At 70.6% G+C, this 14,254-nt stretch carries 7 protein-coding genes and 1 tRNA gene; 1 reads left to right on the top strand and 7 read right to left on the bottom strand.

The features are described from left to right. Positions 1-47 precede the first annotated feature (47 nt). Positions 48-1,298: an ATP-grasp domain-containing protein gene (locus ACZ7M7_RS35795; RefSeq protein ID WP_472124280.1), complete on the bottom strand. Its 1,251-nt coding sequence runs from the start codon at positions 1,296-1,298 to the stop codon at positions 48-50. 169 nt (positions 1,299-1,467) lie between these two features. On the opposite strand from ACZ7M7_RS35795, the gene ACZ7M7_RS35790 reads away from it, so the two are divergent. Beyond that, the gene (locus tag ACZ7M7_RS35790) at positions 1,468-2,712 is read left to right on the top strand and encodes an MDR family MFS transporter (RefSeq protein WP_472124277.1); all 1,245 of its coding nucleotides are present in this window, start codon (positions 1,468-1,470) and stop codon (positions 2,710-2,712) included. Positions 2,713-2,876: 164 nt separating this feature from the next. Here ACZ7M7_RS35790 and hisC read toward each other — a convergent pair whose 3' ends face one another. From hisC to topA, 6 genes are all read right to left on the bottom strand, one after another. Beyond that, complete coding sequence (gene hisC, locus ACZ7M7_RS35785) at positions 2,877-3,971, bottom strand: histidinol-phosphate transaminase (protein ID WP_472124273.1); 1,095 nt, start codon at positions 3,969-3,971, stop codon at positions 2,877-2,879. Between the two features lie 232 nt (positions 3,972-4,203). Further along, positions 4,204-4,277, bottom strand: a tRNA-Thr gene (locus ACZ7M7_RS35780). Between the two features lie 174 nt (positions 4,278-4,451). Next, complete coding sequence (locus ACZ7M7_RS35775) at positions 4,452-6,089, bottom strand: alpha/beta hydrolase (RefSeq protein ID WP_472124270.1); 1,638 nt, start codon at positions 6,087-6,089, stop codon at positions 4,452-4,454. A 169-nt stretch (positions 6,090-6,258) separates the two neighbouring features. Then, a complete protein-coding gene (locus tag ACZ7M7_RS35770) occupies positions 6,259-7,464 on the bottom strand; it encodes a DNA polymerase III subunit delta' (protein WP_472124267.1) in 1,206 nt (401 codons plus the stop codon). 380 nt (positions 7,465-7,844) lie between these two features. Next, positions 7,845-11,063, bottom strand: a complete 3,219-nt coding sequence (gene tmk, locus ACZ7M7_RS35765; RefSeq protein WP_472124264.1) for a dTMP kinase — start codon at positions 11,061-11,063, stop codon at positions 7,845-7,847. 188 nt (positions 11,064-11,251) lie between these two features. Beyond that, the gene (gene topA / locus ACZ7M7_RS35760) at positions 11,252-14,104 is read right to left on the bottom strand and encodes a type I DNA topoisomerase (RefSeq protein ID WP_472124260.1); all 2,853 of its coding nucleotides are present in this window, start codon (positions 14,102-14,104) and stop codon (positions 11,252-11,254) included. Between the last annotated feature and the right edge of the window lie 150 nt (positions 14,105-14,254).

Raw genomic sequence — 14,254 nt, 5'->3', positions numbered from 1 at the left:
GCAGTCACGGTCAGCTCTCTCTCACATACGAGAGGAAGAGGGAATAATCACTGCTCGATTTCATAGAAACCCACCCCGTCGAGATATCGAATCGTCCCCATGTCACGGTGGACGATCTCTTCCACTTCATGCATCAGATTGACGATCACGGGATACGTCGTGTCGTCCATGGTCGGCACGATCCGGTCACCCGGCCGCACGAGCTCCCAGACTTCCCGGAAGCTCTCCATCGACTTGATCCGGTCGAGGTCGGGGTAGCCCGCAAGCTTTCCGGCGACCGGGGAAATGAGCGCCACCCAGGCGAAGAACCGGTCAATCGCGTAGGGCTCGCCCCGGCGAGCGAGGAAGCGCCGGGGGCGGACATAGGCGTCAACGGCCCAATCGAGCTGGGACTCGCCGGTGGCCAGCTGGGCGTAGTACGGCAGGTCGCCGCCGGACAGCCGGGCGCCCGCCTCGATGAGACAGGGGCCCTGCGGGGTCATCTTGAGCTCCACATGCGCCGCGCCGTACCGGATGCCGAGCGCGTCCAGCACGTCGAAGGCGTACTGGACCAGCGCATCCTGATCCTCGCCCCGGCGCGGCACGATGTAGCACGCGCCGGACAGGTCCGTGATCCCGTTGACGGAGTACCGGGAGCTGCGCCAGATCTCGGCAGCGTGGTGATGGCCGTCGAGGCTCGCCGTATTGACGATGTACTCCGTACCCACCAGGTATTCCTGGGCGAGGACCGCCGTATTGGGTGCGGAGAAAATGTCGTCGGACCCGATGAGCCGACGGAAGGCCGTGGCCGACTCCTGCGGAGTGTCGCAGAACGAGACGCCGTCCCCGCCCGCGCTGCGCATCGGCTTGACGACGATCCGGCCGCCGATCTCCCGGTGCCAGTCCACCAGTTCGGCCTCGTTCTCGGCACGCAGGTGCCGTGCTGTGAGCAGGCCCGCGGCGCGTGCGGCCTCGGCCATCGCGGCCTTGTCCCTGCGGGCCTCGCTGAGCCGGGTGCCATTGGACGGCAGTCCGAGAGCCTCGCTCAGGACGTCGGCGAAAGCCACTCCGTACTCGCCGCCGGCCATCACGGCGACCGGCCGGTACGGGGCGAGTTCCTTCAGGGTCTGGTCGAGATCACCGTCGTGCACGATATTCGCCGCGTAGTTCTCCAGCGTCGGGCGCGACGACCGGTACACGGCGGGCGGCTCGGCAGAACTCTGGATCCGTACGCAGGGAAATCCGGCCCGTCTAAATGCCGGCGCTATATGGCGAGCGGTCTGCGGAACGCCGTGCGATGCCGTCTCATAGGTATCCACGAGAACGACATGCGGCTTCCCAGACGCGTAAGAATTGGTTCCCACTATTTCCCCCGTACCTGTCGGAACAATATGCATCCTTCACTGCCCCATAAGGCCTGTCAACCTGGCATCTCACCATCCGGAATGCCGCTCGCCAGCAGTCGACGTCGACAGTCGAGTCACTATCGTGCGAAGATTTCCACCCATGCGGACCAAGCGAAATCCCGCCACATTCGAGCGGTTTTCAGCCATGACTCAGGCCAGATTCGGTGGCCTTCCCGGACCTTTCTGGATTCTCTGGTCAGGAACCCTGATCAACCGACTCGGCACGATGGTCATCCCCTTTCTCTCCTTTTATCTGAGTCGCGAGCGGGGATTGGCCGCCACGGAGGTCGGTGCCGTTCTCGCGGTGTTGGGGATCGGGGGGGTGCTCTCCCAGCCGATCGGCGGTTTGATCACGGACCGCTGGGGCCGTCGGGTCGCGCTGAGCGGCGGCATGCTGGCCACGGGCGCGCTCATGCTGGCCCTCGGCTATGCCGAAAGCACCGCCGTCATCGTCGTGGTGGTGTTCCTTCTCGGCGTCGCCCTGGACCTGTTCCGGCCCGCGTCCCAGGCGATCGTCGCCGACCTGTTCCCGCCCGAGGGGCGCCCCAGGGCCTTCGGGATGCTGCTCTGGGCGGTGAACCTGGGCTTCGCCCTGTCCATGGCTCTCGGGGGGGCACTGGCCAGGGACGGGTTCCTCACGCTGTTCTGGATCGACGCGCTGAGCTGCGCCGTCTTCGGTCTGCTCGTCTGGCGGGGGGTGCCGGAAGGGCCCGCCCGGCAGACCAGCGTCGGCCAGGGGCGCGCCACCGACGCCCTGCGGGATCAGGTGATGGTCATCTTCGTGCTCCTGACCCTGCTGTGCGCCTTCGTCTTCATGCAGGCCCTGACCACCCTGCCCCTGGCGATGGAGCGGCATGGCCTGCCCACGTCCTCGTACGGCCTGGTCATGGCCCTCAACGGGCTGACCATCGTGGTGCTCCAACCGCTGATGGGACACCGGCTCGGGCATGTCGACCGCACTCACGGGCTGGTCCTCGGCATGGTGCTGATGGGCGTCGGCAACGCCGCCACGGCCTGGGTGTCCACCACACCCGGGTACGCCGGCGCGGTCGCTGTCTGGACGGTGGGCGAGGTCCTGCTGACCTCGCTCGGCTCCGCCCTGGTCGCCGACCTGGCACCGGTGGACCTGCGCGGCCGGTACAACGGCCTGTACGGACTGGCCTGGGGGCTCGGATCGTTCACAGCGCCGCTCGGCGGCACCCGTCTGCTGGAGGCAGGAGCCCCCGTGCTCTGGTACACGTGCGCCGCGCTGTGCGGTGTGGCGGCCGCCGGGCAGTGGGCCCTGCGCGGCGCCGTCCGACGCCGGATGGCGCCGGCCGAGGGTTGACCGAACGCGGGCCGGTCGGCAGCGAGTCGTCCGCCACCTCCGCGCGGCAGGATCCACCCAGGCCGGCAGAACCGCCTCGCCTCCGGCGACCGGCAGACGATGGCGCCGCCAAGGACTACCTCAAGAGCGTCCGACGCGGCGACCAAGTCCTCGCTCCACGTGCGTCAGCCGAACGTCTCCTTGCGAAAACGCTTCGCTGCGAAGAGGAAGCGGTCGTTCGCGGTGCGCTCCCCGATGCTGATCCGCACGCCTTCGCCGTCGAACGAGCGCACCAGGATTCCCTCGTCGTCGCAGTCCTGGGTGAAGGCAGCCGTGCGCTCGCGGGTGGCAAGCCACACGAAGTTGGCATGGGACGGAGGCACAGTCCATCCCTGCTCGGTCAGCGCCGACGTCACCCGGTCCCGCTCGGCCACGAGCGCGGCGACCCGTTCCCGCATCAGGCCGTCGGCCCGCAGTGAGGCGATGGCCGCGTCCTGTGCGAACCGGGTCACCCCGAACGGCACGGCCGTCTTGCGCAGCGCCACCGCGACAGGTTCGTGTGCCACGGCGAAGCCCACTCGCAGACCGGCGAGCCCGAACGCTTTGGAGAAGGTGCGCAGGACACAGACATTGGGGCGGTTCCGGTACACCTCGATCCCGTCGGGAAAGTCGTCGTCTCGGACGAACTCGATGTATGCCTCGTCGAGAACCACCAGCACGTCAGGGGGAACTCTGTCGAGGAAGCGTTCCAGCTCCGCTCGGCGGACGATGGTTCCGGTGGGATTGTTGGGGTTGCAGACAAAGACGAGCCTGGTGCGATCGGTGATCGCGGAGGCCATCGCGGCGAGGTCGTGCGCCGCCCCGGTGGTGAGCGGGACCCGCACGGAGTCCGCCCCCACGATCTGCGTGAGCACCGGATACGCCTCGAACGACCGCCAGGCATAAAGGACTTCGTCCCCCGGCTCGGCGACTGCCTGAAGCAGCTGTTGTGTGACGCCCACGGATCCCGTGCCCGTCGCGATGTGGGACTCCGGCACGTCGAGGTACCGGGAGAGCTCACGGACGAGTTCCCCGCAGGTCAGATCGGGATAACGGTTGACGCTGTCCGCACCGACGAGCGCCCGCTCCAGTACGCCAGGGAGCGGCGGAAAGGGGTTCTCGTTGGAGGACAGCTTGTACACGGCGCCGGCCCGCGCGCCGGAGGACGCCACGGAGCGCCCCGGCCGGTAGCCAGGTATCGACTCAAGGACCGGCCTCAGTCTGGGTAACTGCTCGCCCACTCGCTCTGCCCCCTTAGCTGACGACACAATGAGCGGCCATGATCCTTTAAGCCCTTCGGCCTGTTCAAGGGCATCTCACCTGCTGGGCGTTGAACGCCAGGGCCGGCAGGGAGGGCAGGCCCCAGGCCACTGGCTCGCGCAGGCCAGTTCGCGGCACTCCGACCGTGTGACGCGTGAACCCCGACCAACACAAAAGGCCAGGTCACGAAATATGTGACCTGGCCTTTGCCGGAGCCGCCTTCGGGATTCGAACCCGAGACCTACGCATTACGAGTGCGTTGCTCTGGCCATCTGAGCTAAGGCGGCGCGCTGTCCGCACTATGGTGCGATCAGCAACGTCGGTAAGTCTACACAGTTTCTGAGGGTGCTCCGTACCGCCCCCCACCCGGCCCTCCGCGGCCCTTCCGCAGGCCTACGCCGCCCTCCCCCGGGCCCCGGAGCGCGGCGCTCCGGGGCCCGGTACCACCGATCACGCAGCCGTCAGCAGCGCTTGTCACGCGCGGGGGGCGTCCCCCGGAGGAGATACGCGTTGATCGTCCTGTCAATGCACGAGCTGCCCCGCCCGTACGCGGTGTGGCCGTCGCCGTCGTAGGTGAGCAGGCGGGACGAGGAGAGCTGGCGGGAGAGGGCCTTGGCCCAGCGGTAGGGGGTGGCCGGGTCGCGGGTGGTGCCGACCACGACGATGGGGGCCGCGCCCCTCGCCTCGATGCGGTGCGGCTCGCCGGTCGGTGCCACCGGCCAGTACGCGCAGTTCAGGGTGGCCCAGGCGAGGCCCTTGCCGAAGACGGGGGACGCCTTCTCGAAGGCCGGGAGGGCTGCGCGCACCTCCTCGGGGGTGGAGAAGGCCGCCGGGAGGTCCACACAGTTGACCGCCGCGTTGGCGAACATCAGGTTCGTGTAGCGGCCGTCGGAGTCGCGCTCGTAGTAGCTGTCGGAGAGGGCGAGGAGGCCCGCGCCGTCTTTCTCCCGCGTCGCCGCGGACAGGGCGTCGCGCAGGGTGGCCCAGGCTCCCTCGTCGTACATCGCCGCGATCACGCCGGTGGTGGCGAGGGATTCGCTGAGCTCACGGCCGGCCGTGTCGCCGGTCGGGATCGGCCGGGCGTCGAGCTTCTCGAAGAAGGCGTTGAGGTTCTTGCCGACCTCGTTCGCCTTCGTGCCCAGCGGACAGTCCCGCTGCCGCACGCAGTCCCGCGCGAACGCCTGGAACGCCGTCTCGAAGCCCGCCGTCTGGTCGAGATTCATCCGGCGGGCGGGCAGGGACGGGTCCATGCCGCCGTCCAGGACCAGCCGGCCCACCCGGTCCGGGAAGAGCCCGGCATACGTCGCCCCGAGGAAGGTGCCGTACGACGCCCCCACGTACGACAGCTTCTCGTCCCCCAGCACCGACCGGAGGAGGTCCATGTCGCGGGCCGCCTCGGCGGTGGAGACATGCCGGAGCAGGCCGGGCGCGTCCGCTCCGCAGCCCTCAGCGAACTTCTTGTACGCGCTGACGAGCCGGCCGGTCTCCTTGGCGTCGTCGGGCGTGAAGTCCGTCTGCGTGAACGCGTCCATCTCACGGCCGTCGAGGCATTCGACGGGCTCGCTGCTCGCGACGCCGCGCGGGTCGACCGCGACCATGTCGTACTGGGCCCGCACCTCCATCGGGTAGCCGATCCCCGCGTACTGCTGGAGGTAGCCGATCGCCGAACCGCCCGGTCCACCCGGATTCACGAGCAGCGACCCGAGCCGCTTGCCCGGTCCCGTCGCCTTCTTGCGGGCCACCGCGAGACGGGTCTCCCCGCCGTCCGGCTTGGCGTAGTCCAGCGGCACCTTGAAGGTCGTGCACTGGAAGCCGGGCACCCCGCAGCTGTGCCAGGTCAGCTTCTGTGCGTAGTACGGCGTGAGCGCCGCCGGTGTCGACCTCGGCAGCGCGGCCAGCGCCGCCCCGGCCGCCGGGCTGCCGGTTTTCATCGTCGCCTCGGGCGCCCCACCGGAGGAGCAGGCGGAGACGAGCAGTGCGGCAACGGCGATGAGGGTGCCGAACGTGCCGGCCCGCCGTGGGGTCGAGCGGCGGTTGCGTGGGCCCTGCCCGCTGGGGCTTGGGTCTGGGCTGACTGGAGAGCTGCGCCTGGTGTGCATTTGGCGAGCGTAACTCTGTGCAGTGGTTCGGATGCTGTGCGTGCACGTCGCGGCTCGTACGTGTTACGTGGGTCAACCTCCTGTTGATCACTTGCGCGTGCCTGCCCGGGGCGGCGGGAGTGGGGGTGGCGGGGGCGAAGGTGGCGGGAGCGGCGGCCGGCCCGGCGATTCAGCCCGCTCTGAGTGCCATGGTCATCGCCTCCACCGCCAGCAGCGGCGCCACGTTGCGGTCGAGGGCGTCGCGGCAGGCGGCGATCGCCTCGATGCGGCGGAGTGTGGACTCCGGGGAACTGTCGCCCGCGAGGCGCTCCAAGGCGTCCTCGGCATCGGTGTTGGCGAGGGCCACGCGGGAGCCCAGCTGCAGGGCGAGGACGTCACGGTAGAAGGCGGTGAGGTCGGTCAGGGCGAGGTCGAGGCTGTCGCGCTGCGTGCGCGTACGGCGCCGCTTCTGCTTGTCCTCCAGGTCCTTCATCACGCCCGCCGTGCCCCGCGGCATCCTGCCGCCCTGGGCCGCGCCCAGCGCCGTCTTCAGCTCCTCGGTCTCCTTGGCGTCCATCTCCTCGGCAAGCTGCTTCGCGTCCTCGGCGGCGGCGTCCACCAGCTCCTGGGCGGCCTTGAGGCAGGCGCCGACCTCGCCGAGCCGGAGCGGCAGCTTGAGCACGGCGGCCCGGCGGTCGCGGGCGGCGGGGTCGGTGGCCAGGCGGCGGGCCCGGTCGACGTGGCCCTGGGTGGCACGGGCCGCGGCGGCGGCGATCTCGGGGTCGATGCCTTCTCGCCGTACGAGCATGTCGGCGATGGCGGCCACCGAGGGCGTGCTCAGGTTCAGGTGGCGGCAGCGGGAGCGGATGGTGGGCAGGACGTCCTCGATGGAAGGAGCGCAGAGCAGCCAGACCGTGCGGGGGGCGGGCTCCTCCACTGCCTTCAGCACGGCGTTGGCGGACTTCTCGTTCAGCCGCTCGGCGTCCTCGACCAGGATGATCTGCCAGCGGCCGTTCGCCGGGGAGGTGAACGACTTGCGGACGGTGTCCCGCATGTCGTCGGCGAGGATCTGGGCGCCGACGGCGGCGACGGTGGTGACGTCGGCATGCGTGCCGACCAGTGCCGTATGACACCCGTCGCAGAAGCCGCATCCGGGGGCGCCGCCCAGCGCCCTGTCAGGGCTGACGCACTGCAACGCGGCGGCGAAGGCCCGCGCCGTCTGATTCCGGCCCGCTCCGGGCGGCCCGGTGAACAACCAGGCATGCGTCATCTTGGACGCCTCGGGGGGCGGCGCGTCGGTGGCAGCGGCGGTGACGAGGGCATCAGCGTCCCGAGCGGCAGCACCCAGCTGCTCACTCACCCTCACCTGTCCCACCAGGTCGTCCCACACGCTCACGGGTCACGCCGCCCTTCGCTCACATTTCGCGGTGCGGGATCCATTGTGCGGGGCAGCACTGACAACGGGTGACGGAGCGGGCAGAGCCGACCCGCAGACGGCTCCAGCTTCGCGGCGGGCGGACCTGACCCCGAACAGCCCCTGCGCCGGGTCGACCGACCTCCGAGCGGACCCGAACAGGCCCCCTGAGCCGGGTCGGCCGACACCCGAGCGGACCCCGCACCGAGCCGACGGTCGCCGAGTCCACCGGGGCTCAGCACACCGGGGCCCAGCCGACCCGCACCGAGCAGCAACCCCGCCCGGCTGACCAACCGGCTTCAACACCGCCCGATCTCAGCGCTGCCCAGCAGCAACGCCGGCCGACCTCAACGCCAACGACTTCAGCGCCGCCGACCCCGGCCTTCGTCCTCGTCCTCGTGCGGCCCCAGCAGCTCATCCGCCAGCGTGGGCAGATCATCCAGCGGCGTCTCCTCGGCCCAGTCGGACCGAGCCCGCCGCCGCGGTGCCCCGGCCTCGTCGACCTGAGGCATCTCGCGCGTGCGTTCCTCCTCGCGGAAGTACCCCGGCGGAACCCGATCCGCGGACTCCCCCGACACCGGAGGCAGCACGGCAGTCTCATCCGCGGCCCCCGGAGGAACCGGCGGCAGCACAGCGGTCTCATCGGCGGCACCGGGCACCACCGGCGGCAGCACGGCCGTCTCGTCGGCCGCTCCCGAAGGCGCCGGCGGCTGCGGCAGCTTCGTCGTCACCTCGGCCTCGGACTCCCCGGAGGCACGTCCACCGGAAGCACGTCCACCGGAAGCACGGTCACCCGAAGACCCCTCACCGCCCGTCCCCCGCCGGTCCTCATCCCGCACCGGCCGCAGCACAGTCGTCTCGTCCGAAGCCCCGCCGGGTGCCCGCCCCGGCGTGACGACCGGCGTCGGCACCGTCAACGCGTCGCCAGGAACAGCCCCGGCATCGGACGCCGCCGACTTCGGGCCCGCCTGGGCCTGCGCCGCCGCCTGCTCAGCCAGCCGCCGTGCCTCCTCGGCCCGCAGCAGGGCCTCCTCCGCCTTGCGCTGCTTCTCCAGGCGGACCGCTTCCGCCTCGGCCCGCAGCCGGGCCTCTTCCTCGGCCTGCTTGCGGCGGCGTTCCTCGTCGGCCTTGCGGCGCGCTTCCTCCTCGGCGCGCACCTTCTCCTCCGCGAGGAGCCGCTGCCGCTCCTCCTCGGCCCGCCGGCGTGCTTCCTCGGCCCGCAGCCGGGCCTCCTCCGCCTGCCGTTCGGCCTCGCGCCGCTGCGCTTCCTCCAGCTCGCGCCGCTTGCGCTCCTCCTCCTCGGCACGCAGCCGCGCGAGCTGCTCCTGGCGCTCACGCTCCAGGCGCTCCTCCTCGGCCTTGCGGGCGGCCTCTTCCTCGGCCTTGCGGCGGGCCTCCTCCTCGGCCTTGCGGCGCGCTTCCTCCTGCGCCTGGATCTCCGCCTCCGACAGGGGCAGCATCTGGTCGAGCCGGTGCCGGATGACGGTCGTCACCGCTTCGGGCTCCTGGCCCGCGTCCACCACCAGGTACCGACCGGGGTCGGACGCGGCCAGCGTCAGGAATCCGGAGCGCACACGCGCGTGGAACTCTGCCGGCTCCGACTCCAGCCGGTCCGGTGCCTCGGTGAATCGCTCGCGGGCGATCTCCGGCGAGACGTCCAGCAGCACCGTCAGATGCGGCGCGAGTCCGTTCGTCGCCCAGCGGTTGATCCGGGCGATCTCCGTCGGGGACAGGTCACGGCCGGCCCCCTGGTAGGCGACCGAGGAGTCGACGTACCGGTCCGAGATCACGACCGCGCCGCGCTCCAGCGCGGGCCGGACCACCGTGTCGACGTGCTCCGCGCGGTCCGCCGCGTACAGCAGCGCCTCGGCCCGGTGCGACAGGCCCGCGCTCGACACGTCCAGCAGGATCGACCGCAGCCGCTTGCCGACCGCCGTCGCCCCCGGCTCGCGTGTGACGACGACCTCGTGGCCCTTGCCGCGGATCCACTCGGCGAGCGCCTCGGCCTGGGTGGACTTCCCGGCGCCGTCGCCACCCTCCAGGGCGATGAAGAAGCCGGCCGTCGCGGGCACCTGCTCGGGGTCGTCCCCGCCGAGCAGCGCGTCCCGCAGGTCGTGGCGCAACGGCACGCCGGAGCGGTCGTCGACCTTGGCCAGCACCAGCACGGCCACCGGCAGCAGCAGCGCGCCGACCAGCATCAAGGTGAACGCCGCTCCGCCGTGCGCGAAGACGAACTTGCCGCTCTCCAGCCGGTGCGGCCCGATCAGCGCGGCCACCAGCGGCGCGATCACGGCGCCGAGCGCCACACAGACCCGTGCGACCGCGTGCAGATGCTCCGTCGTGCGCGCCCGCCGGAATTCCTCGGCCTCCTGGTCGAGCAGGGTATGCCCGGTGTTGGCGGCCACGCCCGCGCCGAAGCCGGCCAGCGCGATGATCAGCAGCACGGTGGTGACGTCCGGGACGAGTCCCGCAGCCAGCAGCGCGACGCCGGTGAAGGCGATCACCAGCGCAAGCAGCCGGCGCCGCGACAGCGAGGGCAGCACGGAGGGCGCCGTACGGATGCCGACGACCACGCCGCCGGTCAGCAGGAGCACCAGCAGGCCGTACAGCACCGGGCCGCCGCCCAGGTCCTTGGCGTGCAGCACGGACACACCGACCACGGCGGACACCGCCCCGGCGACTGCCGCGCACGCCGTCACCAGCAGCGGGATCGCACCGGTACGGCCCTTGTCGATGCCCGAGCCGGTCTTCGGACGGCGCAGCCCCTCGAGCGGCGACCGCGCGCGGGGGGTACGCGTGTCGGGCAGCTCCAGGAAGGTCAGCACGGACAGGGAGGCGGCGAACAGACCGGCCGCGACATACGACGCGAGGGCCGCCTGGTGCTGCTCGAACCAGTCGAGGCCGGTACCGAGCAGGTTGTTCAGCAGGGCCGCGACGACAAGTGCGGCGGCGGCCAGGGGGATCGCCACGAAGCCCGTGCGCAGCGACAGGCGGCGCAGGGTGTCCATGTGGTCCGGGAGCGGTCGTACGGTCGCGCCCTCCGGCGGCGGGGGCGGCAGCAGCGCGGGCGCAGCGCTCTCCCGGCACACAGTCCAGAAGCGCTCGGCGACGCCGGTGACGAAGACCGTGACCAGGAGGAGCGCCAGGGCATTGTCCGGCGTCCAGTCGATCCACAGGGGCGCGACGATCAGCGTGGCGGCCCGCAGGCCGTCCGCGCCGACCATGGTCCAGCGCCGGTCGAGCGGGCCCTCTTGGGAGGTGAGCGAGGTCAGCGGGCCGAGGAGTACGGCGCCGAAGAGCAGCGTCGCCAGGATGCGCACGCCGAAGACGGTCGCCACTGCGAACGCCACGCCCCGGTAACCGCCGCCGAACGACCCTTCGGCGATCGCCGCCTGTAGGGCCAGCAGGACCAGCACCAGGAGGGCGAGGATGTCGCCGACACCCCCTACCAACTGCGCGCTCCACAGCCGCTTGAGCTGCGGTCGGCGCAGCAGGGCGCGGACGGCACGCTCGCGGGAGTCCGCGGCCAGGGCGTCGTCGGGGGCGGGGTGGTGGGCCGTTGGCTGGTCGGCTCGCGTCATGCTTTCAGCCTATCGGGACCCACCGACAGCCCGGCGCTCCCGCCCGAACGTACGCACGCCCCGACACCAAACTGATGCCGAGGCGTTCGTTTTGCGAACCGGAAGTGAAGAACCGGACCCTCAATCGGCCCTCGTGAGAGCCCGGTTGGACTTCACGAAGACCGATCGCTGTGCGTGCAGGCGGCGGCTCAGTCCTCGCTCGCCGACTTCGAAGCCGTCGCCTTCTTGGCGGTCGTCTTCTTCGCCGTCGTCTTCTTCGCCGTCGTCTTCTTCGCAGCCGTCGTCGTCTTCTTCGCCGCGGTCTTCTTGGCGGCCGTCTTCTTGGCCGGGGCGGCCTTCTTGGCGGTCGCCTTCTTCGCGGGAGCCTTCTTCGCCGTCTTCTTGGCGGGGCCCTTGGCCCGCTTCTCGGCGAGCAGCTCGAAGCCGCGCTCCGGGGTGATCGTCTCGACGCTGTCGCCGGAGCGCAGGGTCGCGTTGGTCTCCCCGTCGGTGACGTACGGGCCGAAGCGGCCGTCCTTCACCACGACCGGCTTCTCGCTCACCGGGTCGGTGCCCAGCTCCTTCAGCGGCGGCTTGGCGGCCGCGCGGCCACGCTGCTTGGGCTGGGCGTAGATCGCCTGCGCCTCTTCGAGCGTGATCGTGAAGAGCTGCTCCTCGGCCTGCAGCGAGCGCGAGTCCGTGCCCTTCTTCAGATACGGGCCGTAGCGGCCGTTCTGCGCGGTGATCTCGACGCCCTCCGCGTCCTTGCCGACGACCCGCGGCAGGGACATCAGCTTGAGCGCGTCCTCCAGCGTCACGGTGTCGAGCGCCATCGACTTGAACAGCGAGGCCGTACGCGGCTTGACGGCGTTCTTGCCGGTCTTCGGGGTGCCCTCGGGGAGCACCTCGGTGACGTAAGGGCCGTAGCGGCCGTCACGGGCGATGATCTGGTGGCCGGTCTGCGGGTCGGCACCGAGCTCGAAGTCACCGCTCGGCTTGGCGAGCAGTTCCTCCGCGAGCTCCACGGACAGCTCGTCCGGGGCCAGGTCCTCGGGGACGTCCGCCCGCTGGTGGTTCTCGGAGTCCTTCTCGCCGCGCTCGATGTACGGGCCGTAGCGGCCGACCCGCAGCACGATGTCGTTGCCCACCGGGAACGACGACACCTCACGCGCGTCGATCGCGCCCAGGTCGGTCACCAGCTCCTTGAGGCCACCGAGGTGGTCCCCGTCGCCGTTGCCGGCCTCGGCCGCGCCGCCGTTGTGGGTGCCCTCGCCGAAGTAGAACCGCTTCAGCCACGGCACGGACTGGGCCTCGCCGCGGGCGATGCGGTCGAGGTCGTCCTCCATCCTGGCGGTGAAGTCGTAGTCGACGAGCCGCCCGAAGTGCTTCTCCAGGAGGTTGACCACGGCGAAGGACAGGAAGGACGGCACCAGGGCCGTGCCCTTCTTGAACACATAGCCGCGGTCGAGGATCGTGCCGATGATCGACGCGTACGTCGACGGGCGGCCGATCTCCCGCTCCTCCAGCTCCTTGACCAGCGACGCCTCGGTGTAGCGGGCCGGGGGCTTGGTGGCGTGCCCGTCGACCGTGATCTCCTCGGCGCTGAGCGCGTCGCCCTCGCTGACCTGCGGGAGGCGGCGCTCGCGGTCGTCCAGCTCGGCGTTCGGGTCGTCGGCGCCCTCGACATAGGCCTTCAGGAAGCCGTGGAAGGTGATCGTCTTGCCGGAGGCGCTGAACTCGACGTCCCGGCCGTCGGCCGACGTGCCGCCGATCTTGACCGTGACCGAGTTACCGGTCGCGTCCTTCATCTGCGAGGCGACCGTCCGCTTCCAGATCAGCTCGTAGAGCTTGAACTGGTCACCGGTCAGCCCGGTCTCGGCAGGCGTGCGGAACCGGTCACCGGAGGGGCGGATCGCCTCGTGCGCCTCCTGCGCGTTCTTGACCTTCCCGGCGTACGTCCGGGGGGCGGACGGCAGGTAGTCGGCGCCGTAGAGCTGCGTGACCTGGGCGCGGGCGGCCGCGACGGCCGTGTCGCTCAGGGTCGTGGAGTCCGTACGCATGTACGTGATGTAGCCGTTCTCGTACAGCTTCTGCGCGACCTGCATCGTGGCCTTCGCGCCGAAGCCGAGCTTGCGGCTGGCCTCCTGCTGCAGCGTCGTCGTACGGAACGGGGCGTATGGCGAGCGGCGGTACGGCTTGGACTCGACGGACCGCACCGCGAACTGCGTGTTCTCCAGGGCGGCGGCGAGGGCGCGGGCGTTCGCCTCGTCGAGGTGGAGGGTGTTCGCGCTCTTGAGCTGTCCCACGGAGTCGAAGTCGCGGCCCTGCGCGACCCGCCTGCCGTCGACGGTCTGCAGGCGCGCGACCAGCGACGACGGGTCCGACGAATCCCCGGCGCGGCCGGTCGCGAAGGTGCCCGTCAGGTCCCAGTACTCAGCAGAACGAAACGCGATGCGCTCGCGTTCCCGCTCCACGACGAGCCGGGTGGCGACGGACTGGACACGGCCGGCCGACAGACGCGGCATGACCTTCTTCCACAGGACCGGCGAGACCTCGTAGCCGTAGAGGCGGTCGAGGATGCGGCGGGTCTCCTGGGCGTCGACCAGCTTCTGGTTCAGCTCGCGCGGGTTGGCGACGGCGGCCTGGATCGCGGCCTTGGTGATCTCGTGGAAGACCATCCGCTTGACCGGGACCTTGGGCTTGAGCACTTCCTGGAGGTGCCACGCGATGGCCTCGCCCTCGCGGTCCTCATCGGTGGCGAGGAAGAGCTCGTCGGACTCCTTCAGCAGGTCCTTGAGCTTCTTGACCTGGGCCCGCTTGTCGGCGTTGACGACATAGATCGGCTCGAAGTCGTGCTCGACGTCCACGCCGAGGCGGCGCACCTCGCCGGTGTACTTCTCCGGCACCTCCGCGGCGCCGTTCGGAAGGTCGCGGATGTGCCCGACGCTCGCTTCGACTACGTAGCCGGGGCCCAGGTAGCCCTTGATCGTCTTCGCCTTGGCAGGCGACTCGACGATGACGAGTCGGCGGCCGCCCTGTGCGGTCTCGCTGGTCGGGGACAACTTCGCTCTTCTCTCCGGTCGACGCTGGGGCCTCCCCAGGGTCGCTTGGATCCCGGGGTCGGGTGGTGGTGACGCTGCGGAGTGTGACGGTACATCCCGCCCGGTTGTCAAACGGGAAAAGCCCGCAACGGCCACTCGAACGGTAACCCG

This window comes from Streptomyces sp. NPDC111606 (assembly GCF_055656945.1).
This window is presented reverse-complemented; position numbering and strand designations above follow the sequence as displayed.

Excerpts from the sequence above, each read along its gene's own strand:
- ACZ7M7_RS35775 (WP_472124270.1), bottom strand. The coding sequence starts at position 6,089 with ATGCACACCAGGCGCAGCTCTCCAGTCAGCCCAGACCCAAGCCCCAGC.
- tmk (WP_472124264.1), bottom strand. The coding sequence starts at position 11,063 with ATGACGCGAGCCGACCAGCCAACGGCCCACCACCCCGCCCCCGACGAC.